The sequence below is a fragment of the Streptomyces africanus genome (assembly GCF_002150735.1).
Lineage (GTDB): Bacteria > Actinomycetota > Actinomycetes > Streptomycetales > Streptomycetaceae > Streptomyces > Streptomyces africanus.
The window spans coordinates 44,314-69,509 of record NZ_MUKA01000002.1 but is presented as its reverse complement, the minus strand read 5'-3'; the positions used below and the strand labels follow the sequence as shown (position 1 = coordinate 69,509).

Genomic DNA, 25,196 nt, shown 5'->3' with positions numbered 1-25,196 from the left:
TGATGTTACCGGTAACATCACCCTCGCCGACACCCCTTGGCGGCAGAATGAGAAGCCCGGGCAAGCTCCGCGCTGGTGCGGCCGCTCCCGAAATCGCGTGGTGAAGCCGGTGCGGCGGCTGATCTAATGCGCGTGGGTCACCCACGCCCCGGGCCGGCGCAACGGACGGAAGGAAACCCTCGACATGGCCGTCATCCACCGCACCACGGTCACACCGACCAAGCTGGAACTGCTCACCTCCTGGTTGCCGTCCCGCCCGTGGTACCGCGGTGGCGCGGCCGAACCGAAGCTCGCCAAGGCCGGCGGGTTCCGGCTGGACGACCCTCAGGGCGAGGTCGGGATCGAGTTCATGGTCGTCACCGACGCCTCGGGCCCTCAGCCCGTCACCTACCTGGTGCCCCTCACCTATCGCGGTGCCCCGCTCGACGGGGCGGACCACGCCCTCGTGGGCACCATGGAGCACGGCGTGCTCGGGCAGCGCTGGGCCTACGACGGGTGCCACGACCCCGTGCTGGTCGCCCAGTTGGCTGCCTTGATCGAGGGGCGGGTGCAGGCCCAGGCCCAGAGCGTCAGCGACGAACCCGACCGGGAGGTCGCCGCCTCCCACACCGGCGAAGGCCCCCTCCCCACGGACTTCGTCGCCGCTGACGACCAGGACGGCACCCGGCTGACCGCCGCGCACGGCACGACCCTCCACCTGTACCGCGTCCTGCGACCTGCCCCGGACGGCCCGATTCCGTTGCCCCAGGAGGCGACCGGCCAGGTCACCGGCACATGGCAGCTCCCGGACGGCACCCGTGCCCGCGGGGTCTTCGCCGTGCTGCACACCGGCCCCCGGATCTAGCGCTCGGGGGAGAGGGGTCAGGCGGCGATGCAGGCGTCCGAGATCCGGCGTGCGGTGGCCGCGGCCCTGTCGACCGCCTCTTCACTCGGCCTGACAGCCGACGACGCGCTCGTTCTCCATGACTCGAACAAGCTCACGCTGCGTCTGCTGCCTTGCGATGTCCTGGCCCGGGTGGCACCTGCGGCGCACCAGATCGCGCGGTTCGAAATCGAGCTCGCCCAGCGGCTCGCCGGAGCCGGGTGCCCTGTGGCTGCTCTGGAGCCTCGGGTTGAGCCACACGTCCATGAGCGTGACGGCTACGAGATCACGCTGTGGACCTACTACGAACCCGCGACACCTTCCGAGATCTCACCGGCCGACTACGCCACCGCGCTCGAACTGCTGCACACCGGTATGCGCGAACTCGACGTCCGCACGCCGCACTTCACGGACCGAGTCGAGCAGGCTCAACGACTCGTGGCGAACCACGACCGCACTCCGGCGCTCGCCGACGCGGACCGGGAACTGCTCGGCGACACGCTGCGGAGCATGAGACGAGCGATCGGCGAGCGCGGTGGCGCGGAACAGCTGCTGCACGGCGAGCCGCACCCGGGCAACCTGCTCACCACGAAGAACGGCCCGCTCTTCATCGACCTCGAGACGTGTTGCCGTGGGCCGGTCGAATTCGACCTCGCCCATGCGCCCGAAGAGGTCGGCGAGCACTACCCGGGTGCCGATCAGGACTTGCTGCGCGAGTGCCGGATCCTGGTACTGGCGATGATCACAACGTGGCGCTGGGACCGAGACGACCAACTCCCCGACGGGCGCAGGCTGGCCGGGGAGTGGCTCAGCCGGATCCGGGCGGCACGGGATCGGGACGGCCTGGAATCCGACGGCTGATCGCGGAACTCGGAAGCACGCGCCTGCACACACGCACCGTCCAGGAAGGCACAGCCATGGCCGCCGACCCCCCGCAGCGCCTCGCCCTCCTCGGCGGCGGCTTCTCCACCGACGACGACGGCCTTCTCGACGACTGGGTACTGGCCCGGGCACGCGCCACCCGCCCCAAGGTGTGCTTCGTACCCACGGCCAGCGGAGACGCGCCGGCCTACATCGAACAGTTCCGTGCGGCGTTCGGGAGCCGCCACGCCTGCGAATCCTCCGTCCTGCACTTGTTCCGCCGCGAGCTGGACGACGACGCACTGCGCTCCTTCCTGCTCGCCCAGGACGTCATCTACGTGGGCGGCGGCAACACGGCCAACCTCCTCGCCGTATGGCGAACCCACGGTGTGGACCGGGTGCTGCGGGAGGCCTACGACCGGGGCACGCTGCTGTGCGGCATCAGCGCCGGTGCCAACTGCTGGGCCGAGGGCTCGCACACCGACTCCTTCGGGCCGTTGACGTACCTTCCCGACGGTCTGGGGCTGCTGCCCGGCTCCGTCTGCCCGCACTACGACAGTGAACCGGGTCGCCGCCCCTCCTACCGCGCGGCCGTGGCAGCGGGGCGGCTGCCGGCGGGCTGGGCGGTGGAGGACGGGGCCGCGGCGCTGTTCACGGGCGGTGGGCTGACGGAGGCCGTCACCCGGGCGCGGGGAGCCGGGGTGTACCGGGTGGAGCCGGCCGAGGGGGGTGGCGCGAGGGAGCGTGCACTGCCCTGCCGGTTGCTCGGTGCTGACCTCGCTTGACGCCAGCGCCACAGATCTCCTGAACCCCCGTCCCTCACATCCCCCGAACCTCGAAGATCAAGCAGGATTGCCCCGGGCACGATCGGGTACGCGAGCAGCACCGCGTCCGGGGCGGATCATGCCCCGGGCAGGCCGCACGACCGCCGCTACCAGGGAATCTGCCATGGAGACACCCGCAAACGACCCCACGCCCACGCCCGCCCAGCGGGCTCTGGACGTCCTCACCGAGAACACCGAGGACGCGGCGGCTCTGGACGCGCTCGCCAACAGCGACGTGCTCATCCCCGTGCCCGACGACGCGAACGACGCCGACACCGCCAACCCCTCGGCGGTGGCGCTGCCGGTGCTGGAGCAGCCCGGCGGCGAGCCGGTGGTGCCCGTGTTCACCTCCGAGGTGGAGATGGCCGGGCTGCTGCCGTTCGTCTCCCGCTACCGCCTGGTGCCGCTCGGCGCCCTGGCCGCCCAGTGGCCGGCCGACGACCTGTCGCTCACCATAGACGGCAGCTCGGAGCACCGCCTGACGCTCACCTCGGAGGGAGTGCGCACCCTGCTGGCACGTCCGTAGGACCCAGCGCTCCGGGCCCGGGCGGGTTATCCGCCCAGGGTCCGGGCCAGTGCGGCCCGCTGCAGCGGCAGTGCCTCCGCGTGCAGGTCACGGCCCTTGGAGGTCAGGGTCACCCACACGCCGCGCCGGTCCTCGACGCACACCGAACGCGTCACCAGCCCGTCCTTCTCCAGCCGGGCGATGAGCCGGGACAGCGCGCTCTGGCTGAGATGGACCCGCCCGACCAGGTTCTGCACCCGGCACTGCTCGCCCTCCTCGGGCGCCGCCGTGGCGAGGATGTCCAGGACCTCGAAGTCGGACGCGCCGAGGCCGTGCGGATGCAGCACCCGGTCGATCTCGCACATCGTGCGCGCGTGCGCCGACAGGATGTCCCGCCACCGTTCCTCGAGCCGCGCACCAGCCGTTTTCGACGCCATATGTGAACGGTAACACCGGCGCGGCATTCCATGACCGTGCATGCAGTGCGCGTGGTGCACGTTCCTCGCCCGGACGGCGGGAGGCTAGGTCGACTCCCTTTTGACCAGCTCCGTCGGCAGGATCACCGCCGCCGGATCCTCGCCCCCGATCTGTGCGAGCAGCACCCGTACCATCTCGGCGCTGATGCGGTCCCACGGCTGCCGGATGGTCGTGAGCTCCGGGCTGGACGCCAGGGCGGCCGGGGAGTCGTCGAAACCGCCGACCGCCACGTCCTGCGGCACGCGCCGTCCTGCCCGGTGGAGGGCCGCCAGCACGCCCTGCGCCATGAGATCCGAGGCGACGAACACCGCGTCCATGTCGGGGGCCCGCTCCAGCAGCCGCTCGGCGCCCGCCTCGCCACTGGCGCGGCTGTAGTCGCCGGAGACGACGAGGCGCTCGTCGAAGTCGAAGCCCGCCTCCGCGAGCACCTCCTGGTAACCGGCGAGACGCTCGACACCGCCGGGTGTGTCCAGCGGCCCGGTCACCATGCCCACCCGGCGCCGCCCGAGCGACAGCAGATGGCGGACCATGTCGCGGGCGCCGTCGCGGTCGTCGGCGGCCACGTAACTCACCTTGGAGCCCATTCCGATCGGCTTCCCGCATGCCACCAGCGGCACCCCGGCCTCGCGCAACTGCTCGGCGACGGGGTCACCGGAGTGGTTGGAGACCAGCAGCACCCCGTCGACATGCCCGGCGGTGATGTACCGGGTGAGGCGTCGCCGTTCGTCCTCGGTGCCCGCCAGCATCAGCAGCAGCGGGATGTCGTGCGTGGCGAGCGCCTGGGTGCAGCCGCGCAGCAGGACGTTGAAGTTGGGGTCCTCGAAGAACCGCTCCTGCGGTTCGGTGAGCAGGAAGCCGATCGAGTCGGACCGTCCGGTGATCAGGGAGCGGGCGTGCCGGTTGACGACGTAACCCGTCCTGCGGATGGCCGCGTTGACCGCTTCCTGGGCGGCCGGGCTGACGTAGTGGCCGCCGTTGAGTACACGCGAGACCGTGCCGCGCGAGACCCCCGCCTCGCGCGCCACGTCGTGGATCGTGGGCGGCCTGCGCCTGCCCCCCGCAGCGTTCATGGTCATGACTTTACGGCTCCGGAGAGCAGATCCAGACTCCAGAACCGCTGGATGACCAGGAAGAGAGCGACCAGCGGCAGCACCGCGAGGAACGCGCCCGTGATCACCAGGGTGTACAGGGCCGGGGTGTTGGCGCCCTGCTCCAGCAATGTGAACAGACCGAGGGTGATCGGGAACTTCTCGTCGTCGCTGAGCATGATGTACGGCAGCAGGAAGTTGTTCCAGATCGCCACGAACTGGAAGAGGAACACCGTCACCATGCCGGGGATCATCATCGGCAGCGCGATCCGTGTGAAGATCCGCCACTCGCTCGCCCCGTCCATCCGGCCGGCCTCGACGACGTCGGCGGGCACCGCGGCGGCGGCGTAGATCCGCGCGAGGTAGACGCCGTACGGCGAGAGGATCTGCGGCAGCAGGACGGACAGGTAGGAGTCCGTGAGGTCGGCCTTCGCCAGCAGCAGGTACTGCGGGATGGCAAGGATCACCGGCGGCATCAGCACACCCGCGAGCAGCACGTTGAAGATCGTCTCGCGGCCGCGGAAGCGGTAGGTCGCCAGCGCGTAGCCGCTGAACGCGGACACGCACGTCGACAGCAGGGCGCCCAGGACGGCGTACAGGGCGGAGTTGCCCATCCACTCCCAGTAGACGCCGTCGCGGTAGGCGCTCAGATCGTGGAAGTTGTCGGTGAAGCCCGTGCCCGGCAGGAACGTGAACGTGGAGAACAGCTCACTGCCGGACTTCGTGGCGGCGATGACCACCCAGGCCACCGGCAGCAGGCAGTAGATCGCCCCCAGGAGCAGGGTGGCCGTCGGGATCAGGGCGATGCGGCGGCGCAGCGGCGGGCGGCCCTGGGCGGTGCCGGGCGCGGTGCCCGCCACCGGCTCGGCCTGGGAAACGGCAAGGGAACTCATCGAGCTGCCTCCTGCTTCTGACGACGGTTCGCGGCTCGCAGGAAGCCGAAGGACAGCAGGAGCGTGGCGAACGCGATGATCACGGCCTGCGCCGCGGCCCCGTAGATGTCGCCCTCGCCGAACGCGTCCCGGTACACCTTCATCAGCGGACTCCACGTCGTGGACACGGAGTTGGTGAGCGGCTTGAGGGTGGTCGGCTCGTTGAACACCTGCAGCGTCGCGATGATCGAGAAGAAGAAGGTCAGCACCAGCGAGGGCGCCACCATCGGGATCTTGATCCGTAGCGCGATCTGCGCCGGGGTGGCGCCGTCCAGCTTCGCCGCCTCGTACACCTCCACGGGGATCGACTGGAGCGAGGTGTAGATGACGATCATGTTGAAGCCGGTGCCGCCCCAGACCGCGATGTTCGACAGGGCCAGGTACAGCGGCCCGCCGTCCAGCAGGTCCGGCTGCGGCAGCCCCAGCCTGTCGAGCACGAAGTAGAAGGGGCTGACGTCCGGCAGGTACAGGAACCCCCAGAGCAGCGCCGCCACCACGCCGGGGATGGCGTACGGCAGGAAGATCGCGAGCCGGGTGAAGGGGGCCAGCCGCACCTTCTCGGAGTCCAGCATCAGCGCGAACAGCAGGGCGAGGCCCAGCATGACGGGGACGACCATGCAGCCGTAGCCCAGCACGCGCAGGGCGCCGTTCACCAGCTCGCTGTCGGTGAGGGCGTCGGTGTAGTTCTCCAGCCCGGCCCAGACCTCCTTGCGGGCGCCGGAGCCGAGACCGAGGCCGGAGACCTTCACCTTGTGGAGGCTGAGCCAGAGCGCGTAGCCGATGGGCAGTGCGAAGAACAGCGCGAACAGGATCGTCGCGGGGAGGAGGAAAAAATAGGGGGCGCTGCGCGCTCGTTTGAGGGTGGTGGTGGGAGACGGGTGGGCGTACGGGGCCCCCTTGACCCCGTACGACTGCCGGCGTGCCGTGCTTTTCACTCCGCGACCTCGAAGCCCTGCTTCTTCATGTCGGCGACGGTGTCGTCCTGCATCTTCTCCAGCGCGGCGCCGAAGTCCGACTTGTTCTTCGCGGCAGCGCCGAAGGCGTCCTTGAAGGTGGTGTAGGCGACGTTCACGTTGGGTCCCCAGGCGGACGGCGCCGTGGTCTCCGCGATGTCGGCGGCCTTGCCGTAGAAGTCGGCCTGGTTCGAGAAGTAGGCCGGCGGCTTGAGGAAGGCGCCGCTGGTCTGGGCGTTCTTGGCGGCCGGGTAGATGCCGCTCTCCTTGGCCAGCGCGTTCAGGGCGTCACGGTCGGTGTTCAGCCAGGTGGCGAACTCGGCGGCGGCCTGCTGGTGCTCGGAGTCCGTGGTGACGGCGGTGGAGGAGCCGCCCCAGCTGCCCGTGCGGTTCTCGTTCGCGGACCACTGGGGGAGCGGGGCCATGGCCCACTTGCCCTTGGTGGCGGGGGCGGCCGTCGTCAGCGTGCCCGGTGCCCACACGGCGCTGACCCAGGCGATCTGCTTGCCGGTGTTGAGCGCCTTGTTCCAGGCGGGGGTGTACATCGGCTGGTTGTCGATGGCGCCCTCCTTGACCAGGCCGCCCCAGAACTCGGCGACCTTCCGCGTCGCCGCGTCGTCGATGGAGACCTTCCACTGGTCGCCGGAGGTCGTCCACCACTTGGCGCCCGCCTGCTGGGCGAGGCCCGCGAAGAGGCCGGAGTCGTTGGCGGAGAAGGTGGTGAGGTCCTTGTCGGGGGCGGCCTTCTTGAGCTTGCGGGCCGTCTCGGCGAACTCGTCCCAGGTCGTCGGGACCGTCAGGCCGTACTCCTTGAACAGGTCCTCGCGGTAGTAGAACATCATCGGCCCGATGTCCTGCGGGACGGCGTAGACCGCGTCCGTGCCCAGCGTCGCCTGCTGCCAGACGCCGTCGGCGAAGCTGCCCTTGGCGTCGCCCACGTTCTTCGATATGTCCGCCAGGGCGTCGTTGCTGACCAGCGTGGGCAGCGCCTGGTACTCCGCCTGCACCAGATCGGGCGCCTTGCCCGCCTTGTGCGCGGTGAGGATCTTGGTGACGAGCGTGTCACCGGACGCCTGCTTCTTCACCGTGACGGTGATCTGGTCCTTCTTGCCCGGCCCCTTGTTCCACAGGTCCACGACCTTGTCCATGCCGGGCGTCCAGGTCCAGTACGTCAGCGAGACCGGCCCCGACTCGGTCTCGCTGTCCCCGGATTCCGAGCCGCAGGCGGCGAGGGCGGTGGCGCCGAGCGCGAGGGCGACGGCGGATGTCACGAGGCGGCGGCGCTTCGTGTACGGCATGGATCTCTCCCCTGACCTGGGGTTCTCGCCTGCTGCGAGAACCTGCCATGCTTCTGTGAGCGTTCACAGTAGAGAAACATCCCGGACACTTGTCAATGGTTGTTGCTGTGCGGTTATGTTGGGCTCCGCACCGCATCCCCGTGTGTGCACGTTCCCATTTGATCGATCGACCGGGAGACCATCCATGCCGGAGACCACCCCCAGGGGCCTCACCAGGCTCGCCTTCGGTGGGGACTACAACCCCGAGCAGTGGCCGGAGAGCGTCTGGCAGGAGGACGTCCGGCTGATGCGGGAGGCCGGCGTCACCATGGTGAGCGTCGGGATCTTCTCCTGGGCGCTGCTGGAGCCCTCGCCCGGCATCTACGACTTCGGCTGGCTCGACCGGCTCCTGGACCTGCTGCACGAACACGGCATCCGCGTCGACCTCGGCACCCCCACCGTCGTACCGCCCGTCTGGTTCTACCGGGCCCACCCCGACGCCCTGCCGGTCACCCGCGAGGGCGTGCGCTACGAGTTCGGCTCCCGCGCGGCGATCTGCCACAGCAACGCGGACTACCGCGCGGCCGCCGCGGCCATCACCACGAAGCTCGCCGAGCGCTACGGCGGCCACCCGGCGCTGGCGATGTGGCACGTGCACAACGAGTACGGCGTTCCCGTCTCGGCCTGCTACTGCGACTCGTGCGCCGCGCACTTCCGCCGCTGGCTGGCGACGACGTACGGCACGGTCGACGCGGTCAACGAGGCCTGGGGCACGGCCTTCTGGGGCCAGCGCTACACCGACTTCGACCAGATCAACCCGCCCCGGCTCACCCCCGCGGCCGTCAACCCGAGCCAGGCGCTGGACTACAAGCGGTTCGCCGACGCGACCATGCGGGAGAACTTCGTGACGGAGCGGGACATCCTGCACCGCCTCTCCCCGGGCGTCCCCGTCACCACCAACTTCATGACGGCACTGAGCCAGTGCGACTCCGTCGACTACTGGGCCTGGGGCCGCGAGGTCGACATCGTCACCAACGACCACTACCTGATCACCGACGGCCGCCGCACCCACGTCAACCTGGCGATGGCCGCCGACCTCACCCGCTCCGTCGCGGGCGGCGCCCCCTGGCTGCTGCTGGAGCACTCCACCTCGGGCGTCAACTGGCAGCCCCGCAACCCGGCCAAGGCCCCCGGCCAGATGGCCCGCAACTCCCTCACGCACGTGGCGCGCGGCTCCGACGGCGCCATGTTCTTCCAGTGGCGCCAGTCCCGGCGCGGCGCCGAGAAGTTCCACTCGGCGATGCTCCCGCACGGCGGCACCGACACCCGCGTGTGGCGCGAGGTCGTCGAACTCGGCTCGGCCGTCGACGCGTTGAGCGAGATCCGCGGCACCCGCACCGCAGCCGACGTGGCCGTGCTGTGGGACTGGCACTCCTGGTGGGCGCAGAACCTCGAATGGCGTCCCAGCGTCGACCACGACGCCCGCGAGCGCGCCGACGCCTTCTACGAGGCACTCTACGACCGCCACCTCACCGTCGACTTCGCCCACCCGGAAGCCGACTTGTCGAGGTATCCCCTTGTCGTCGTGCCGGCCCTGTACCTGATGACGGAGGCGGCCGGGAACAACCTCACGGCGTACGTCGAGAACGGAGGCATGCTGGTCGTCAGCTACTTCTCCGGCATCGTCGACGAGCACGACGCCGTCCACGAGGGCGCCTACCCGGGCCCGCTGCGGGACGTCCTCGGCCTCACCGTCGAGGAGTTCTCGCCGCTGCTGCCCGGCGAACGGGTGCGCGTCAGCGGCCCCGACGGATCCGAGCTGGGTGCCGACGTGTGGACGGAGTTCGTGGTGCCGCGCGGCGCCGAGACCGTCCTGACGTACGCCGACGGCCTCGCCGCCGGGCGGCCCGCCGTCACCCGGCACCGCCGTGGCGAGGGCACCGCCTGGTACGTCTCCACCCGGCTGGGATCCGACGGCCTCGACGCGCTGCTCGGCTGGGCGGCCGAGGACGCGCGGCTCGCCCCGCGCGCCGACCTGCCCCGGGACGTCGAAGTGGTCCGCCGCACCGGCGAGTCGGGCACCTACCTGTTCGCCGTCAACCACACCGGCTCGGACGCCAAGGTGCCGCTGGAGGCCCCCGGCACCGAGTTGCTCACCGGTGAACGCGCCGTGGGCCGGCTGGCGGTCCCGGCAGGAGCCGTCCGGGTCGTCCGGCTCGACGGCTGACCGACTCCCCTCCGCCCGTGTGAGCCGCAGGAGCCGCGGGCGGAGGGGCTCTCTCGCCTCACCTCCGGGTGAGGGGCACCCCCCAACCCCCACGTCGAAGGGACGACGGACGACGATGTTCCATCCCAGACGCACGCTCAGAACCCTGCTGCTCCCGCTCGCGGCGGGGCTCGCCCTCACCGCCCTGCCCGCCACCTCCGCCCACGCCGCGAGCACGCTCACCAACGGCGGCTTCGAGGCCGACGGTACGGGCGCGGCCACACCGGGCGGCTGGTCCGAGTACGGCGACACCGGCGCCTCGTTCACCGAGTCCGGCGGTCACGGCGGCAGCTACCGCCTGAGCCACTGGGCCTCCACCGCCTACAAGGTGGAGACGTACCAGTACCTGTCCGGACTCAGCAACGGCGCCTACAAGCTCACCGCGTGGGTGCGCTCCGGCGGCGGGCAGAAGTCCGCGTACATAGCGCTGAAGAACTGCGGCGGAGCCGAGCAGCGCACCGACCTGCCGGTCTCGGCCAGTGGGTGGATCCGGATCGTCGTGCCGGTCAATGTGACCAGCAACCAGTGCACGATCAGCATCAACAGTGACGCGAACGCGGGCAACTGGATCAATGTTGACGACCTGACCTTCACATCGGGCACGTCCGGCACGTCGATCAAGGGTGCCGACATCTCGTCCCTGGCCAAGAGCGAGGCCAAGGGCGGTGTCTACCGGAACAGCTCCGGCACGGCCGGCGACCCCCTGGCGATCCTCAAGTCGTCCGGCATGAACTACGCCCGCCTCAAGGTCTGGGTGAACCCGGCCGACGGCTACAACAACAAGGCACGCGTCCTCGCCACGGCCAAGCGCGTCAAGGCGCAGGGCATGAAACTGCTGGTCGACTTCCACTACTCGGACTTCTGGGCCGACCCGGGCCGCCAGGACAAGCCCGCCGCCTGGGCCGGACACTCGTACAGTCAACTCAAGACCGACGTGTACAACCACACGTACGACGTGTTGAACGCCTTGAAGGCGCAGGGCACCACCGCCGACATGGTCCAGGTCGGCAACGAGATCAACGGCGGCATGCTGTGGAACGAGGGGTCGACCTCCAACTGGACGCAGCTGGCCGGTCTGCTCAACTCCGGCTACGACGCGGTCAAGGCGGTCAACGCCGGCACGACCGTCGCCCTGCACCTCGCCAAGGGCGGTGACCTGGCCGGCACCCGCTGGTGGTTCGACAGCGCGCGCTCGGGCGGCGTGAAGTTCGACGTGATCGGCCTGTCGTACTACGGCTACTGGCACGGCACGCTGGCCGACTTCCAGACGACCCTCGACGACGCGGCCTCGCGTTACGGCAAGCCGGTCTTCGTCGCCGAGACGGCCTACCCGTTCCGCCTGGACAGCGAGGACTCGCACGAGAACATCATCGACACCGGTGCCGAGCTCGTCTCCGGCTACCCGGCGAGCGTCGCCGGCCAGACCCGGTGGATGAACGACGTGGCGAGCATCGTGGAGGCCGTCCCCAACGGCCGTGGCCTCGGCATCTTCTACTGGGAAGCGACCTGGACCGCGGTGAACGGCAACGGCTGGGACCCGACCGACCCGTCCTCCGGCAACGCCTGGGAGAACCAGGCGCTGTTCGGCTACGACGACCGGGCGCTGTCGTCGACCTCCTGGTTCCGCCACCGCTGACCCACGGGGCAGGGGGCCCGGCCGCACACCGCGGCCGGGCCCTCGCCCGTTCCCGAACTCACGTGTAGCCCACGGCAGTTCGGTATCGGTCAAGGATGCCGAGTCCCGGGCGCGGGGGCTTCGACTGCGGGACAGTGGGAAGACGCGGTGAGAGGACCAGAGCCGCGAGGCAGGGGCACGACATGCTGAGGACTCCCACGGACGAGAAGCGCCTGCGCATCCTGGCCTGGCTGAAGGAACCCGGCCCCGCCGCGCACGGCGTCACCGCGGACGCCGTCGCCGAGAGGTTCTCGATACCCCGCCCGGTCGCCGTCACCCACCTCCGGCTGCTCCAGGCCACCGGCATGCTGCGCACCAGCCGGTCCGCGGGCCGTGTGCACTACCACCGCGACGAGATGCGGATCGCCGAGGTCGCCCGGATGTTTGAAAAGGGCTGGTAGGCGACCCGGTACACCCCGGTACAGCGGATTTTCCCCGACGGTGAAGGACACGCACGCGATGGAACGTCCCACGGCACTCGTCCCACGCCACTACGTCGCCGTGGGCCACGGCCCCGAGGACGTGGTCGCCGACCCGCGCGGCCGCGTGCTGACCGGCCTGGCGGACGGCCGCATCCTGCGCCTGGACGGCCTGGGGAACCCGGTGACGGCCCGGACCGAGGTGATCGCCGAGACCGGCGGCAGGCCGCTCGGGCTCGAACTCCTCCCGGACGGCGACCTGCTGGTGTGCGACGCCGAACGCGGCCTGCTGCGCGTCGGGACCGGCGACGGCACGGTCCGCGTCCTCGTCGACTCGGTGGCGGGGGAGCGGCTGCGGTTCGCCAGCAACGTCGTGTCCCTCTCCGACGGCAGCGTCTACTTCACCGTCTCCAGCCGCCGCCACCCCCTGGACCACTGGATCGGCGACATCGTCGAACACACCGGGACGGGACGCCTGCTGCGCCTCGCCCCCGGCGCGGACACCCCCGAGGTGGTGCTGGACGGCCTCCAGTTCGCCAACGGGCTCGCCGCCGGGGCCGACGACTCGTTCCTCGTCGTCGCCGAGACCGGCGCCCGCCGGCTCATCCGCTACCGGCTCACCGGACCCGGCGCCGGCCGGAGCGAGCCCTTCGCCGAGAACCTCCCGGGCATGCCCGACAACCTGTGGCGCGGTGCCCCGGACGGACCGGTCTGGGTCGCGCTGGCCGGGCCCCGCGTCCCCGCCCTCGACCTGTTCCACCGCAGCGCGCCCGCGGTCCGCCGGGCCGCCGCCCGCGCGGCCGTACGCGCCCCCTTCCGTCCCACCGGCACGATCGCCGCCCTGGCCTTCGACGACGCGGGCCGCGTCGTCCACCACCTCGCCCGCCGCCACTCCGGGTACCGGATGGTCACCAGCGTGTGCGAGGCGGGCGGACACCTCGTGCTGGGCAGCCTCTGGGAGCCGGGCGTGGCGGTCTGCGAGCCACCCGGCCCGAAGTGACGCCGGTTCGCCACCGGGGTTAACCTGAACCCCGGCCGCGCCACCTCTCGCGGCGCGGCGGTGGGGCCCGCCGTACCCGAACCGCGGCACGGACGCCGCCAACGGTCCCTACTTGCGACGGCACGCGCCCGCACGATCCCGGGCCCCGGCGAGTAGGAGACGTACGACCATGACGGCCCCCGAGACGGAAAGCCTGCGCATCCGGCCCGCCGCCCCGCACCCGCCCGCCTGGCGCGCCCAGGCGCCGGTCGTCGCGGCGGTGGCGCTCGGCGGGGGAGCGGGGGCCGCCGCCCGCTACGCGGCGTCCCTGTGGTGGCCCGCGCACACGGGCGGCTTCCCCTGGACGATCTTCTGGGTCAACGTCGCCGGCTGTGCCGTGATCGGCGTGTTCATGGTGGTCATCACCGAGGTCCGGGCCGCCCACCGCCTGGTCCGCCCCTTCTTCGGCACCGGCGTGCTCGGGGGGTTCACGACCTTCTCGACCTACGCCGTCGACATCCAGAGGCTGGCCGACGGCGGCCACCTCCGCACCGGCCTGGCCTACCTCGCCGCGACCCCGCTCGCGGCGCTCACGGCAGTGTGGCTCGCGGCCTGGTCGACCCGCCGTGCCCTGAAGTGGAGGCAGTCATGACACGGCTGACCGGCAGGGCCCTGCGCCTGACCGTCTTCGTCGGCGAGAACGACACCTGGCACCACAAGCCCCTCTACTCGGAGATCGTCCACCGGGCCCACGCGGCGGGCCTCGCGGGCGCCAGCGTCTTCCGGGGCGTGGAGGGTTTCGGCGCCTCCTCGCTGATCCACACCTCGCGACTGCTGTCCCTGAGCGAGGACCTGCCGGTCGCCGTGGTGATCGTCGACACCGAGCCACGTGTCCGGGCCTTCCTGCCCCAGCTCGACGAACTCGTCACCGAGGGCCTGGTGACCCTCGACGAATGCGAGGTCATCCGGTATAGCGGCCATGTTGACATAGCGGGCGAAACGGACGCGAAGGGTAAGAAGTCGTTGTGAACTGGCTGCTGGTCGTCGGCGGCGCGATGGTCGGTGCCCCGCTGCGCTACCTCACCGACCGTGCGGTGCAGTCCCGGCACGACTCCGTCTTCCCCTGGGGCACCTTCGCGGTGAACGTCACCGGCTGTCTGATCCTCGGCCTGCTCACCGGCGTCGCCGGACACGTCCAACTGCTGCTCGGCACGGGACTGTGCGGGGCCCTGACGACGTACTCGACGTTCTCCTACGAGACCCTGCGGCTGGTGGAGACGGGGGCCCGCGGCTACGCCGTCCTCAATGTGACGGCGAGCCTGGCGGCCGGTCTCGGGGCGGCGTTCACGGGGGTGGCACTCGCGCGTCTGTGAGCCCGGTTCTCGCCCGCGTGTAGTAAGACGGTCCTCTCCGCTCCCGTCTCACCCCGCACAGAACTGGATCCCATGAGCGTCATCAACGTCGGACAGGCCGTCGTCCTCGGAGCCGTCGAGGGGGTGACCGAGTTCCTGCCCGTCTCCTCCACCGGCCATCTGAAGATCGCCGAAGGGCTCATGGGCATCCCCGTCGACGATCACGCCGTGGTCGGGTTCTCGGCCGTCATCCAGGTCGGCGCGATCGCCGCGGTGCTCGTGTACTTCTTCAAGGACATCGTGCGGATCGTCTCCGCGTGGGGGCGGGGTCTGCGCGACCGCGAGGAGCGGTACCACCACGACTACAAGTTCGCCTGGTGGGTCATCTACGCCACCATCCCGATCGTCGCCGTCGGACTCGCCGCCAAGCCGCTCATCCAGGGCCCGCTCGCCTCGCTGTGGGTGGTGGCCGGCTCGTTGATCGCCGGCAGCGGGGTGATGTGGGCGGCGGACCAGATGGGCCGGCACAAGCGCGGCGAGGACGACACGTCGTTCAAGGACGCCATGCTCGTCGGCAGCTCCCAGATCCTCGCCCTGCTCTTCCCCGGCTTCTCCCGCTCCGGCGCCACCATGTCCACGGCGCTGATCCTCGACCTGGACCGGGTCGCCGCCACCCGGCTCTCCTTCTTCCTCGGCATCCCCGCCCTGACCGGCGCCGGCCTCTACGAGCTCAAGGACGCCCTGGGCACCGGCGTGGGCGCGGCCCCGCTCGCCGTCGGCACGATCGTGTCCTTCGCGGTGGCCTACGGCTCCATCGCCTGGCTGCTGAAGTTCGTCGCCAAGCACTCCTTCAACGCCTTCGTGATCTACCGGATCGTCGTGGGAGTGCTGCTGTTCGGCCTGCTCGGGGCGGGTGTGCTCAGCAGCTGACCGGTCGCGAGGCCCAGGGCGCCGGAAGCGTGAACGCGGGCTTCTGGCCCCCTGAACGTTTTGTTGCGACCCCTTGACAGGCGCCTGCCGCGACCCCCAGGATCGCCAACGTGAACCTGTCAGACAGCCGGACAGCCGGACAGCCCGTGCGGCGCGTCAGCGCCATGGAAGCGGTGCTGGAGTATCTGCGCGGCGCCATCGAGCGCGGCGACTACGCGATCGGCGACAAGCTCCCCTCCGAGGCGGAGCTGTGCCGCACCCTGGAGGTCTCCCGGCCCGTGCTGCGCGAGGCGCTGCGCGCCCTGCAGACCATGGGCCTGACCGTCTCCAGGACCGGCAAGGGCACCTTCGTCGTCGCCAGCACCGTCGAGGACCCCACGTTCGGCGACTACTCGGCCAGTGACCTGCTGGAGGTGCGCCGCCACGTCGAGATCCCGGTCGCCGGGTACGCGGCCCGGCGCCGCACCCCGGAGAACCTCGACCACCTGGCCCACCTCCTGGACCGGATGGAACGGGAGACGGACACCACCGCCTGGGTCGCGATGGACACGCTGTTCCACCTCGCCGTGGCCGAGGCCGCCCAGAACCCGGTCTTCCGCCGGGTCATCGAGGAGATCCGGGACGCGCTGGCCCGCCAGTCCGCCTTCCTCAACGAGCTGGGCGGCCGCCGCGAGCAGTCCAACCGCGAGCACCGGGCGATCGTCGAGGCGCTGATCGACGGTTCCGAGAACGACGCGGTGGAGGCCATGGCCCACCACCTCGACCGCGTCGAGACCACCCTCACCGACATCGTGCGCCCCGCGCGCACGGACACCCCCACGGAAGGCGGACCCGAGGCGTGAGCGAGCAGTCCCTGCACGAAGGCGTGCAGAAACGTTCCGGCCATGTCGACGCCGGAGACGCCGGCTACAGCAAGTCCCTGAAGTCCCGGCACGTGAACATGATCGCCATCGGCGGTGCCATCGGCACCGGCCTCTTCCTCGGCGCCGGCGGCCGCCTCGCCGACGCCGGCCCGTCCCTCTTCATCGCGTACGCGGTCTGCGGCCTCTTCGCCTTCCTCGTCGTGCGCGCCCTCGGCGAACTCGTCCTCTACCGGCCCTCCTCCGGCGCCTTCGTGTCGTACGCCCGCGAGTTCATGGGGGAGAAGGGCGCCTACACCGCCGGCTGGATGTACTTCCTCAACTGGGCGACCACCGGCATCGCCGACATCACCGCCGTGGCCACCTACACCCACTACTGGGGCATGTTCTCCGACATCCCGCAGTGGGTGATCGCGCTCATCGCGCTGGCGGTCGTGCTCACCGTGAACCTGATCTCGGTGAAGATCTTCGGCGAACTGGAGTTCTGGTTCGCGATCGTCAAGGTCGGCGCGCTCGTCGTCTTCATGTGCATCGGCATCTTCCTGCTGGTCACCCAGCACCCCGTCGACGGCCACAGCCCCGGCCCGTCCCTCATCAGCGACAGCGGCGGCATCTTCCCGCACGGCCTGCTGCCGATGCTGCTGATCATCCAGGGCGTCGTCTTCGCCTACGCCTCGGTCGAGCTCGTCGGCGTCGCCGCAGGTGAGACCCAGAACCCCGAGAAGATCATGCCGAAGGCGATCAACTCGATCATGTGGCGCGTGGGGCTGTTCTACGTCGGCTCCGTCGTCCTGCTGTCGATGCTGCTGCCGTGGAACAAGTACACGGCGGGGGAGAGCCCCTTCGTCACGGTGCTGTCCAACATCGGCGTCCCGGCGGCCGGCGGCGTGATGAATCTCGTCGTCCTCACCGCCGCGATGTCCTCCCTCAACTCCGGCCTCTACTCCACCGGCCGCATCCTGCGCTCCATGGCCATGGCCGGGTCCGCGCCCAAGTTCACCTCCGTGATGAGCCGCAGCCAGGTCCCCTACGGCGGCATCCTGCTCACCAGCGGCATCTGCGTCCTGGGCGTCGGCCTCAACTTCGTCGTGCCCGCCGAGGCCTTCGAGATCGTGCTGAACTTCGCGGCGATCGGCATCCTCTCCACCTGGGGCATGATCATGCTCTGTCACCTCCTCTTCTGGCAGAAGACCCAGAAGGGCGAGCTGACCCGCCCGGGCTACCGGCTGCCGGGCTCCCCCTGGACCGAGATCGTGACGCTGGCGTTCCTCGCCTCCGTCCTGGTCCTCATGTACGCCGACGGCGGCGCGGGACGCACCACCGTGCTGTGCCTGCCGCTGATCGTCGGGGCACTGGTCGCCGGATGGTTCGCCGTCCGCGGCCGTGTCACGCGCAAGTCCACCACCGGAGCCGACGCGTGACGCACGCGCCGCTCCACGAGAAGCAGGCAGTGATGTACAGCAGTTCCCTCGCGGACGCACCCCTGGTCCGTGAACCCGTCCACGCCCCCGTCGCCCACCTCGTCCGCGGCGGAATCGTCGAAGGCATCCACTACGGCTCCGTCGTCGTCCTCGGCGCCGACGCAGAGGTCCAGCTCCAGATCGGAGACATCGAGGCCGCCTTCTACCCCCGCTCCGCGATCAAGCCCGTCCAGGCCGTGGCCATGGCCCGGGCCGGGCTCCCGCTCGACGGCGACCTGCTGTCGCTGACCGCGGCCAGCCACTCCGGCGAGGAACGCCACCTCGCCGGTACCCGGCGCATCCTCGAACTCGCCGGGCTCACCGAGGACCACCTGCGCAACGTCCCGGACCTGCCGTTCGACCCGGTCGTCCGGGACGCCTGGGTGCGCGAGGGCCGGCTGCCCTCGCGGCTCGCGCAGAACTGCTCCGGCAAGCACGCGGCCATGCTCTACACCTGCACCCTCAACGGCTGGCCGCTGGAGAACTACCTTGACCCCGGCCACCCGCTCCAGCAGGCCATCGCCGAGATCGTCGAGGACCTCACCGGGCAGCGCATCGCCCGGGTCACCGTCGACGGCTGCGGGGCGCCCCTGTTCTCCATCTCCCTGCACGGCCTCGCCCGGGCCACCGCCCGGATCGTCACCGCCGCTCCGGGCACGCCCGAGGCCCGGGTCGCCGACGCGATGCGCGAGCACGCCGAGATGGCCTCCGGCTCCGGCCGGGACGTCGCCGCGCTGATGCGGGCCGTGCCGGGGTTGTTGTCCAAGGACGGCTTCGAGGGGGTGCAGGTCGCTGCGCTGCCTGATGGGCGGGCTGTGGCGGTGAAGATCGCGGACGGGGCGAATCGGGCGCGTGTGCCGGTTGCTGCCGCGGCGTTGGCGCGGGCGGGTGTCGACCCGGAGCTGCTTTCCGAGTTCGCGGGGGAGCCGCTGCTCGGGGGTGGCCGGGAGGTCGGGCGTGTGCGGCCCGTTCGTTCGCTGGAGCCCGTTGTCGGATCGGCTCACGCCTGACGATGTGCCGGATCTCGCCGTCTGCGACTGCGGGCCGTCCGTGGTTGTTCGCGCAGTTCCCCGCGCCCCTTAAGGGCAATTCACCCTCACCCCTGAGTAAAAGAGGACCCTCACCTCATGACCGCCGCCACCCGTTCCGAACACGATCTGCTCGGGGACCGGGATGTTCCCGCCGAGGCCTACTGGGGCGTGCACACCCTGCGTGCCACGGAGAACTTTCCCATCACGGGCATGCCCATCTCCGCCTACCCGCACCTGATCGACGCGCTGGCCGCCGTCAAGGAGGCCGCCGCCCTCGCCAACGAGGAACTCGGCCTGCTGGAGCCGGAGAAGGCCGCCGCCATCGTCGCCGCCTGCCGGGAGATCCGCGACGGCAAGCTGCACGACCAGTTCGTCGTCGACGTCGTCCAGGGCGGCGCCGGAACCTCCACCAACATGAACGCCAACGAGGTCGTGGCGAACCGGGCGCTGGAACTGCTGGGCCACGCCAAGGGCGAGTACCGGTACCTGCACCCCAACGAGGACGTCAACCTCGGCCAGTCCACCAACGACGTCTACCCGACCGCCGTCAAGATCGCGACGGTGTTCGCGGTGCGCGGGCTGCTCGACGCGATGTCCGTCCTCCAGGACACCTTCGCCCGCAAGGCCGTCGAGTTCCGCGACGTGCTCAAGATGGGCCGTACACAGTTGCAGGACGCGGTGCCGATGACGCTCGGCCAGGAGTTCTCCGCGTACGCCGTCATGATGGACGAGGACCGGTCACGTCTTGCCGAGGCCGTCGAGCTGATCCATGAGATCAACCTCGGCGCCACGGCGATCGGCACCGGCCTCAACGCCCCCGCCGGATACGCCGAGTCGGCCCGCCGCCACCTCGCGGCCATCACCGGGCTGCCCCTGGTGACGGCGGCCAACCTCGTCGAGGCGACCCAGGACTGCGGCGCCTTCGTCCAGATGTCCGGCGTGCTCAAGCGCATCGCGGTCAAGCTCTCCAAGAGCTGCAACGACCTCAGGCTGCTGTCCTCCGGCCCGCGCGCCGGGCTGGGCGAGATCAACCTGCCGCCGGTGCAGGCCGGTTCGTCCATCATGCCCGGCAAGGTCAACCCGGTGATCCCCGAGGTCGTCAACCAGGTCGCCTTCGAGGTGATCGGCAACGACGTCACCATCACCATGGCCGCCGAGGCCGGACAGCTCCAGCTCAACGCCTTCGAGCCGATCATCCTGCACTCCCTGTCGGAGAGCATCACGCACCTGCGCGCGGCCTGCCTCACGCTCGCCGAACGCTGCGTGGCCGGCATCACCGCCAACACCGAGGCGCTGCGCGCGACCGTCGAGAACTCCATCGGCCTCGTCACCGCCCTCAACCCGCACATCGGCTACACGGCCGCCACCGACATCGCCAAGGAGGCCCTCGCCAGCGGCCGGGGCGTGGCGGAACTCGTCCTGGAGAAGGGTCTGCTGCCCGCCGAGACGCTCGCCGGCCTGCTGCGCCCGGAGGTCCTGGCCGGCAGCGGCCCGGCCCCGGCGGCCTGACCGACACGAGCGCACCGGGACCGGCACGGAGGGACAATCGGATCATGACGTCGTCGACGACCTTCCAGCCGGTCCTGGAGCGCATCGCCGAGGAGATCGAGCGCACGCCCGGGCGGGGCCGGCCCGCCGACTACATCCCGGCGCTCGCCGCCCGCGACCCGCGCAGCTTCGGCATGGCCGTCGCCGAGCCGGACGGCACGGTGTACGGCGTGGGGGACTGGCGGCGGCCCTTCTCCGCACAGTCCATCACCAAGCTCTTCACCCTCGCCCTCGTCCTGGCCCGCGAGGGCGACGCCCTGTGGGAACACGTAGGCCGCGAGCCGTCCGGAAACCCCTTCAACTCCCTGGTCCAGCTGGAGTACGAGAACGGCATCCCGCGCAACCCGTTCATCAACGCGGGCGCCCTCGTCGTCACCGACCGGCTGCACACCCGTACCGGCGACGCGTCGGGCGAACTGCTGGAGTTCCTGCGGGCGGAGAGCGGCAACACGGACCTGACCTTCGACCAGGAGGTCGCGGCGTCCGAGTCCGCCCACGGCGACCGCAACGCCGCCCTCGGCCACTTCATGGCGTCCTACGGCAACATCGACAACCCGGTGCCGGTCCTGCTCGACCAGTACTTCCGGCAGTGCTCGATCGCGGCGTCCTGCGCCGACCTCGCGCTTGCCACCACCTTCCTCGCCCGGCACGGCATACGCGCCGACGGCACCCGTCTGCTCACCCGCAGCCAGGCCAAGCAGATCAACGCGATCATGCTGACCTGCGGCACGTACGACGCGGCGGGCGACTTCGCCTACCGCGTGGGCCTGCCCGGCAAGAGCGGCGTGGGCGGGGGCATCATCGCGGTCGTCCCGGGCCGCTGCACGCTGTGCGTGTGGAGCCCGGGCCTGGACGAGCGGGGCAACTCGGTGGCGGGCGTGGCGGCCCTGGACAGATTCACGACGCTGACGGGCCTGTCGGTGTTCTGACGGAACCTCCCGGCGGGGCCGTCGGGGTGATGCCTTCACAACTCGGCGGGCCTCGGGGTCATGCCTTCAGGGGCGCGGGGAACTGCGCGACAAGCCACGACGAGCCGGCACTCGGCACACCACCGCACCCGGCAGATGCCCGCCGGTCCCATCGCCCCACACCTGATCACCGGCCGGTCACACTCCCGCTCCCCTCCAGAGGGCTCCACGTCGCCGCGAAGCCACCCCACGTTGACACGCTGCCCGAGTGTTGGCCATGGCTTTCCCCGTCGATCTCCGCCGCTGCCAGATACTCGGTCTGGCCGGTACCGCCTTCCTCGCGGCAGGCGGTGAGACGGCCGGAGCCCTGCCCGTACGCGACCTCCTGCATCCGGCCTCCGCAGGCGCCGCCCTCGGCCTGGTGGCGGTGTACTTCGGACTCGTCCTGCTGATCGCGGCCTGGGCACTGCTGGGCCGGCTGGTCCGGGGACCGCGCCCGCCCGCCCCCCGCGCCCTGCTGCTCGTGCTCGCCGTCTGGGCCGCCCCGCTGCTGCTCGCCCCGCCACTGTTCAGCCGGGACGTCTACAGCTACCTCGCCCAAGGGGCGATGGTCGATGCGCACATGGACGTCTACGCGCACGGCCCGTCCCAGCTCGGCGGCCCCCTCGCCGGCGAGGTCGCCCCGCTCTGGCGGCACACCGGCGCCCCGTACGGCCCGGTGTTCCTGGCCGTCGCGGCGGCCCTGTCGGCGCTGACGCGCGGAGAACTGCCCGCCGGACTGTTCGGGATGCGGCTCGTCGCGCTCGCCGGCGTGGCCCTGATGGCCGCCGCGCTGCCCCGCCTCGCCCGCCACAGCGGCGCCGACCCGGCCGCCGCGCTGTGGCTGGGCGCCCTCAACCCGCTCGTCCTGCTGCACCTGGTCGCGGGCGCGCACAACGACGCCGTCATGCTGGGCCTGCTCGGCACCGGCCTGGTGGCGGCGCTCGGCCGGTGGCCGATCCTCGGCGCCGTCCTCGTCACCCTCGCCGCGCTGGTCAAGGCGCCCGCCGCGCTCGGTCTTGCCGCCGTCGTCGTCCTCCAGGTGCGTGCGGGACGCGGTACGGCCAAGGCTCTCGTGACGACCGCCGTCGCGGCCGCGGGGACGACCGTCACGGCCACGGCCGCGGCGGGCACCGGATACGGCTGGATCGGCGCCCTGAACACCCCCGTCTCGCCCCAGAACTGGGCCCTGACCACCCTGCTCGGCCGCGCCACCCGCGCCCTGCTGGAACACCTCGGCAGCGATCTCGCGCCCCTGGCGATCCCCGCCTGGCACGCCCTGGGTGTCGTGGCGGCCGGGGCCGCGATCGTCCTGATATGGCTCCGGCTACGCCCACGACCGCTGTACGCGCTGGGCCTGAGCCTGGCGGCGGTCGCCGCGCTCGGTCCGGCGATCCGGCCCTGGTACGCCCTGTGGGGCCTGTTCCTCATCGCCGCCGCCGCGCCCAGCACCTCCGTACGCCACCGCATGGCGGCCGTGACCGGCGTGCTGGCGCTCTGCGTCCTGCCCGGCGGCGGCCCGGCCGACACCGGGCAACTCGTGCTGGCCGTCTCCGGAGGCGCCCTCGCGGTCGTCGTGCTGTGGCAGGCCCACCAGGCCCAGTTGGCACCGGCGCTGGGACGCACGGCATGACCCCGGGCCTGCCGCGCACCGACCGCGGACGCCTGCTGCTCGTGCTCGCCCTCGCCACGGTGGTGACGGCCTTCACCGCGACCGTGCCGCTGCTTCGCGACTGGTTCGACCTGCGCGTCTACTACGGAACCATCGACAGCTGGGTCCACCACGGCGGCCGGATCTACGACTACCGGGTCCCCGGCACGCCGTACGGCTTCACCTACCCGCCGTTCGCCGCCGTCGTCATGCTGCCGATGGCCCTGCTGGACCTGCGCACCGCGATCGCCGCCGCCCTGCTGCTCAATGCGGCGGCCCTGGCCCTGATCCTGCGGCTGCTCGCCGGCCCGGCCTGGCGGCGCCACGGCTGGTACGGCTGGGCCCTGACCGCCTGCGTCCTCGCGCTGTTCGAACCGCTGCGCGACACCTTCAGCTTCGGCCAGGTGAACCTTCTGCTGCTGGCGCTCGTGCTCACCGACGCGGCGCTGCTCGCCACCGGGCGCACCCGCTGGGCGGGCATCGGCATCGGGCTGGCGGCCGCGATCAAGCTCACGCCGGCGTTGTTCATCGGTCTGCTGCTGGTGGCCAGGCGGTGGCGTGCGGCGGCGGTCGCCACGGCCGTCGCCCTCGGTGCCACGGCGCTCGCGGCGTCGGTGGATCCCGACGCCTCACGCTTCTACTGGACCGAGGCGCTGTGGGACACCGACCGGGTGGGCCGCCTCGGCTACGTCTCGAACCAGTCGGTGCAGGGCATCCTGGCCCGGCTGGGCGAGGCGGACCGGACGGTGTGGGCGGCGGCGGCTTTGCTGGTCCTCGGCGTGTGGGTGCTGCGGGCCCGCCGGGCGGCCGCCACGGGGGACTGGGTGGCGGCGTTCGCCCTGACCGGCCTGGCCGCCTGTCTCGTCAGCCCGATCACCTGGGTGCACCACCTCGTGTGGCTGCTGCCGTCCTTCGCCGTGCTGATCCGCACCGGGCACGCCCGGATCGCGGGCGCCCTGTACGCGGTGCTGTGCACCAGCGTGGTGTGGCTGTGGTTCGACGACGCGTCCGGCGTCGACGGCTTCCTGGGCAGCAACACCTACGCCTGGATCACCCTGGGCCTGCTGCTGTGGCTGCCGGCCGGTCAGCGGTCTCCGGAACGGCGGACCGGCAGCTGCAGCACCAGCACCACGGCCGCCGCGCCCAGTCCGGCGGCACCCGCGATCAGCCCCGCTTTCGTCCAGACGGAGCCGGCCTCCTCCGGCACGGCGGCCGCCGCGGCGGGCGGAGTCGCCGCGGCCGGTCGCGCGGCAGGCTTCGACGCCTCCAGCGAACCCACCGGCTCGACCCGGCTGCCCGCCTCGAAACCCCAGTCGAGCAGTGAGCGGGTTTCCTCGTACACCGCGGAGCCGCCCTCCTGAGGGTTCATCACCGTCACGACGAGGGTGCGGCCGTCGCGTCGCGCGGCCGCGACGAGCGTGTTGCCCGCCTTGCTGGTGTAGCCGTTCTTGATGCCGATCAGTCCCGGGTACGGCTTCACACCGCCGGCGCCGCTCAGCAGCCGGTTGGTGTTGCGGATCGGGTACGACCAGCGTCCGCCGCCCGGGAACCTGGCCTCGACGGTGGCGCAGTACCGGGCGAAGTCGGGGTTGCGCAGCCCGGCCCGGCCGAAGACCGCCAGATCGAACGCCGACGACACCTGGCCCGGCGCGTCGTAGCCGTCCGGGGAGACCACATGGGTGTCGCGGGCGCCGAGCGACCGTGCCTTGGCCTGCATGCGCTGAGCCGTGGCGCGCCAGCCGCCGTTGAGTTCGGCCAGGACATGGACGGCGTCGTTGCCGGAGTTGAGGAAGACGCCCCGCCACAGGTCGGCGACCCGGTAGGTACGGCCCTCGGTGACCCCGACCATGCTGCTGCCGGCGCCGATGCCCCGGAGTTCCTCCGCGCGCACCATGTGCCGGGTGCCGGCCGGCAGCGTGGGCAGCAGGGTGAGGGCGAACAAGGTCTTCAGGGTGCTGGCCGGGGGCAGCCTGCGGTGCGCGTTGTGGGCGGCGAGCACGTCGCCGGTGCGGGCGTCGGCCACCAGCCAGGACAGCGCGGAGGTCTTCGGGAGGCGGGGCGCCCCGGCGCGCGGACGGACCTGAGTGCCCGGACGGTGCAGCAGCGAAGCGTGCGGGGCCGCCCTCGGACCGGCCGGGCTGGGCTCCGGCCCGGCGGAACGGGCCGCCGCGGCGGGCATCAGGGCCAGCAGCCCCGCCGCACAGAGCGCACAGGTCGACGCGGCCACCCGGGAAGAGAATCCGTTGATCATATGATCAACGTAGAAACGGATGTCCTCCGTGCCGCGACGACCGGGCCG

24 protein-coding genes and 1 pseudogene are annotated in these 25,196 nt (G+C 71.2%); 19 read left to right on the top strand and 6 right to left on the bottom strand.

Features of this window, described 5'->3' with window-relative positions:
• Window positions 1-184: 184 nt before the first annotated feature.
• From CCL05_RS00835 to CCL05_RS00820, 4 genes are all read left to right on the top strand, one after another.
• Complete coding sequence (locus CCL05_RS00835) at window positions 185-844, top strand: maltokinase N-terminal cap-like domain-containing protein (RefSeq protein WP_086558511.1); 660 nt, start codon at window positions 185-187, stop codon at window positions 842-844.
• Window positions 845-871: 27 nt separating this feature from the next.
• A complete protein-coding gene (locus tag CCL05_RS00830) occupies window positions 872-1,723 on the top strand; it encodes a phosphotransferase (RefSeq protein ID WP_086558510.1) in 852 nt (283 codons plus the stop codon).
• Between the two features lie 56 nt (window positions 1,724-1,779).
• On the top strand, window positions 1,780-2,508 hold the full coding sequence (locus CCL05_RS00825; protein ID WP_086558509.1) for a Type 1 glutamine amidotransferase-like domain-containing protein: 729 nt from the start codon (window positions 1,780-1,782) through the stop codon (window positions 2,506-2,508).
• A gap of 163 nt (window positions 2,509-2,671) precedes the next feature.
• Window positions 2,672-3,073 carry an SseB family protein gene (locus tag CCL05_RS00820; RefSeq protein WP_086558508.1) on the top strand — a complete coding sequence of 134 codons (402 nt, stop codon included), beginning with the start codon at window positions 2,672-2,674 and terminating at the stop codon, window positions 3,071-3,073.
• Window positions 3,074-3,099: 26 nt separating this feature from the next.
• Here CCL05_RS00820 and CCL05_RS00815 read toward each other — a convergent pair whose 3' ends face one another.
• The 5 genes from CCL05_RS00815 to CCL05_RS00795 form a co-directional block, all read right to left on the bottom strand.
• Window positions 3,100-3,489, bottom strand: coding sequence for a MarR family winged helix-turn-helix transcriptional regulator (locus CCL05_RS00815; RefSeq protein ID WP_086558507.1), 390 nt, complete (start codon window positions 3,487-3,489; stop codon window positions 3,100-3,102).
• Between the two features lie 84 nt (window positions 3,490-3,573).
• A complete protein-coding gene (locus CCL05_RS00810; RefSeq protein ID WP_086558506.1) occupies window positions 3,574-4,605 on the bottom strand; it encodes a LacI family DNA-binding transcriptional regulator in 1,032 nt (343 codons plus the stop codon).
• Complete coding sequence (locus CCL05_RS00805; RefSeq protein ID WP_086558505.1) at window positions 4,602-5,510, bottom strand: carbohydrate ABC transporter permease; 909 nt, start codon at window positions 5,508-5,510, stop codon at window positions 4,602-4,604. The genes CCL05_RS00810 and CCL05_RS00805 overlap by 4 nt, the downstream gene beginning before the upstream one ends.
• Window positions 5,507-6,484: a carbohydrate ABC transporter permease gene (locus CCL05_RS00800; protein ID WP_086558504.1), complete on the bottom strand. Its 978-nt coding sequence runs from the start codon at window positions 6,482-6,484 to the stop codon at window positions 5,507-5,509. The genes CCL05_RS00805 and CCL05_RS00800 overlap by 4 nt, the downstream gene beginning before the upstream one ends.
• Entirely contained in the window at window positions 6,481-7,800 is a 1,320-nt protein-coding gene (locus CCL05_RS00795; protein ID WP_086558503.1) for an extracellular solute-binding protein, read from the bottom strand. The genes CCL05_RS00800 and CCL05_RS00795 overlap by 4 nt, the downstream gene beginning before the upstream one ends.
• A gap of 184 nt (window positions 7,801-7,984) precedes the next feature.
• On the opposite strand from CCL05_RS00795, the gene CCL05_RS00790 reads away from it, so the two are divergent.
• The 15 genes from CCL05_RS00790 (at window position 7,985) to CCL05_RS47230 (ending at window position 24,258) form a co-directional block, all read left to right on the top strand.
• Window positions 7,985-10,006 (top strand): beta-galactosidase, encoded by a 2,022-nt coding sequence (locus CCL05_RS00790; protein ID WP_086558502.1) that lies wholly within the window; start codon window positions 7,985-7,987, stop codon window positions 10,004-10,006.
• 115 nt (window positions 10,007-10,121) lie between these two features.
• Window positions 10,122-11,681 carry a glycoside hydrolase family 53 protein gene (locus CCL05_RS00785; RefSeq protein WP_086558501.1) on the top strand — a complete coding sequence of 520 codons (1,560 nt, stop codon included), beginning with the start codon at window positions 10,122-10,124 and terminating at the stop codon, window positions 11,679-11,681.
• Window positions 11,682-11,863: 182 nt separating this feature from the next.
• On the top strand, window positions 11,864-12,121 hold the full coding sequence (locus CCL05_RS00780; RefSeq protein WP_086558500.1) for an ArsR/SmtB family transcription factor: 258 nt from the start codon (window positions 11,864-11,866) through the stop codon (window positions 12,119-12,121).
• Window positions 12,122-12,179: 58 nt separating this feature from the next.
• Window positions 12,180-13,139, top strand: a complete 960-nt coding sequence (locus CCL05_RS00775; RefSeq protein ID WP_086558499.1) for an SMP-30/gluconolactonase/LRE family protein — start codon at window positions 12,180-12,182, stop codon at window positions 13,137-13,139.
• 169 nt (window positions 13,140-13,308) lie between these two features.
• Window positions 13,309-13,770, top strand: coding sequence for a fluoride efflux transporter CrcB (gene crcB, locus CCL05_RS00770; protein ID WP_086558498.1), 462 nt, complete (start codon window positions 13,309-13,311; stop codon window positions 13,768-13,770).
• Window positions 13,767-14,147, top strand: coding sequence for a DUF190 domain-containing protein (locus CCL05_RS00765; RefSeq protein ID WP_086558497.1), 381 nt, complete (start codon window positions 13,767-13,769; stop codon window positions 14,145-14,147). Before crcB (CCL05_RS00770) ends, CCL05_RS00765 begins: the two co-directional genes overlap by 4 nt.
• Window positions 14,144-14,491, top strand: a complete 348-nt coding sequence (gene crcB, locus CCL05_RS00760; RefSeq protein ID WP_086558496.1) for a fluoride efflux transporter CrcB — start codon at window positions 14,144-14,146, stop codon at window positions 14,489-14,491. Before CCL05_RS00765 ends, crcB (CCL05_RS00760) begins: the two co-directional genes overlap by 4 nt.
• Window positions 14,492-14,563: 72 nt before the next feature.
• Complete coding sequence (locus tag CCL05_RS00755; protein ID WP_086558495.1) at window positions 14,564-15,400, top strand: undecaprenyl-diphosphate phosphatase; 837 nt, start codon at window positions 14,564-14,566, stop codon at window positions 15,398-15,400.
• A gap of 164 nt (window positions 15,401-15,564) precedes the next feature.
• The gene (locus CCL05_RS00750; protein ID WP_086558516.1) at window positions 15,565-16,242 is read left to right on the top strand and encodes a FadR/GntR family transcriptional regulator; all 678 of its coding nucleotides are present in this window, start codon (window positions 15,565-15,567) and stop codon (window positions 16,240-16,242) included.
• Window positions 16,239-17,681, top strand: coding sequence for an amino acid permease (locus tag CCL05_RS00745; protein ID WP_086558494.1), 1,443 nt, complete (start codon window positions 16,239-16,241; stop codon window positions 17,679-17,681). Before CCL05_RS00750 ends, CCL05_RS00745 begins: the two co-directional genes overlap by 4 nt.
• 32 nt (window positions 17,682-17,713) lie before the next feature.
• Complete coding sequence (locus tag CCL05_RS00740) at window positions 17,714-18,730, top strand: asparaginase (RefSeq protein ID WP_086558515.1); 1,017 nt, start codon at window positions 17,714-17,716, stop codon at window positions 18,728-18,730.
• Window positions 18,731-18,847: 117 nt separating this feature from the next.
• Window positions 18,848-20,260: an aspartate ammonia-lyase gene (gene aspA / locus CCL05_RS00735; protein WP_086558493.1), complete on the top strand. Its 1,413-nt coding sequence runs from the start codon at window positions 18,848-18,850 to the stop codon at window positions 20,258-20,260.
• Window positions 20,261-20,304: 44 nt separating this feature from the next.
• The gene (locus CCL05_RS00730; RefSeq protein ID WP_086558492.1) at window positions 20,305-21,228 is read left to right on the top strand and encodes a glutaminase; all 924 of its coding nucleotides are present in this window, start codon (window positions 20,305-20,307) and stop codon (window positions 21,226-21,228) included.
• Window positions 21,229-21,484: 256 nt separating this feature from the next.
• Complete coding sequence (gene mptB / locus CCL05_RS00725) at window positions 21,485-22,879, top strand: polyprenol phosphomannose-dependent alpha 1,6 mannosyltransferase MptB (protein ID WP_086558491.1); 1,395 nt, start codon at window positions 21,485-21,487, stop codon at window positions 22,877-22,879.
• Window positions 22,876-24,258 (top strand): glycosyltransferase 87 family protein, encoded by a 1,383-nt coding sequence (locus CCL05_RS47230; protein ID WP_086558490.1) that lies wholly within the window; start codon window positions 22,876-22,878, stop codon window positions 24,256-24,258. The genes mptB and CCL05_RS47230 overlap by 4 nt, the downstream gene beginning before the upstream one ends.
• Before the next feature lie 59 nt (window positions 24,259-24,317).
• On the opposite strand, the pseudogene CCL05_RS00715 reads toward CCL05_RS47230, so the two are convergent.
• A pseudogene (locus CCL05_RS00715) lies at window positions 24,318-25,076 on the bottom strand (D-alanyl-D-alanine carboxypeptidase family protein); the annotation flags it as partial.
• Between the last annotated feature and the right edge of the window lie 120 nt (window positions 25,077-25,196).

What these genes read in the sequence shown, in the direction of transcription:
- CCL05_RS00835 (WP_086558511.1), top strand. Translation starts at nt 185, where the DNA reads ATGGCCGTCATCCACCGCACCACGGTCACACCGACCAAGCTGGAACTG.
- CCL05_RS00830 (WP_086558510.1), top strand. Translation starts at nt 872, where the DNA reads ATGCAGGCGTCCGAGATCCGGCGTGCGGTGGCCGCGGCCCTGTCGACC.
- CCL05_RS00825 (WP_086558509.1), top strand. Translation starts at nt 1,780, where the DNA reads ATGGCCGCCGACCCCCCGCAGCGCCTCGCCCTCCTCGGCGGCGGCTTC.
- CCL05_RS00820 (WP_086558508.1), top strand. Translation starts at nt 2,672, where the DNA reads ATGGAGACACCCGCAAACGACCCCACGCCCACGCCCGCCCAGCGGGCT.
- CCL05_RS00815 (WP_086558507.1), bottom strand. Translation starts at nt 3,489, where the DNA reads ATGGCGTCGAAAACGGCTGGTGCGCGGCTCGAGGAACGGTGGCGGGAC.
- CCL05_RS00810 (WP_086558506.1), bottom strand. Translation starts at nt 4,605, where the DNA reads ATGACCATGAACGCTGCGGGGGGCAGGCGCAGGCCGCCCACGATCCAC.
- CCL05_RS00805 (WP_086558505.1), bottom strand. Translation starts at nt 5,510, where the DNA reads ATGAGTTCCCTTGCCGTTTCCCAGGCCGAGCCGGTGGCGGGCACCGCG.
- CCL05_RS00795 (WP_086558503.1), bottom strand. Translation starts at nt 7,800, where the DNA reads ATGCCGTACACGAAGCGCCGCCGCCTCGTGACATCCGCCGTCGCCCTC.
- CCL05_RS00790 (WP_086558502.1), top strand. Translation starts at nt 7,985, where the DNA reads ATGCCGGAGACCACCCCCAGGGGCCTCACCAGGCTCGCCTTCGGTGGG.
- CCL05_RS00785 (WP_086558501.1), top strand. Translation starts at nt 10,122, where the DNA reads ATGTTCCATCCCAGACGCACGCTCAGAACCCTGCTGCTCCCGCTCGCG.
- CCL05_RS00780 (WP_086558500.1), top strand. Translation starts at nt 11,864, where the DNA reads ATGCTGAGGACTCCCACGGACGAGAAGCGCCTGCGCATCCTGGCCTGG.
- CCL05_RS00775 (WP_086558499.1), top strand. Translation starts at nt 12,180, where the DNA reads ATGGAACGTCCCACGGCACTCGTCCCACGCCACTACGTCGCCGTGGGC.
- crcB (WP_086558498.1), top strand. Translation starts at nt 13,309, where the DNA reads ATGACGGCCCCCGAGACGGAAAGCCTGCGCATCCGGCCCGCCGCCCCG.
- CCL05_RS00765 (WP_086558497.1), top strand. Translation starts at nt 13,767, where the DNA reads ATGACACGGCTGACCGGCAGGGCCCTGCGCCTGACCGTCTTCGTCGGC.
- CCL05_RS00755 (WP_086558495.1), top strand. Translation starts at nt 14,564, where the DNA reads ATGAGCGTCATCAACGTCGGACAGGCCGTCGTCCTCGGAGCCGTCGAG.
- CCL05_RS00750 (WP_086558516.1), top strand. Translation starts at nt 15,565, where the DNA reads ATGGAAGCGGTGCTGGAGTATCTGCGCGGCGCCATCGAGCGCGGCGAC.
- CCL05_RS00740 (WP_086558515.1), top strand. Translation starts at nt 17,714, where the DNA reads ATGTACAGCAGTTCCCTCGCGGACGCACCCCTGGTCCGTGAACCCGTC.
- aspA (WP_086558493.1), top strand. Translation starts at nt 18,848, where the DNA reads ATGACCGCCGCCACCCGTTCCGAACACGATCTGCTCGGGGACCGGGAT.
- CCL05_RS00730 (WP_086558492.1), top strand. Translation starts at nt 20,305, where the DNA reads ATGACGTCGTCGACGACCTTCCAGCCGGTCCTGGAGCGCATCGCCGAG.
- mptB (WP_086558491.1), top strand. Translation starts at nt 21,485, where the DNA reads ATGGCTTTCCCCGTCGATCTCCGCCGCTGCCAGATACTCGGTCTGGCC.
- CCL05_RS47230 (WP_086558490.1), top strand. Translation starts at nt 22,876, where the DNA reads ATGACCCCGGGCCTGCCGCGCACCGACCGCGGACGCCTGCTGCTCGTG.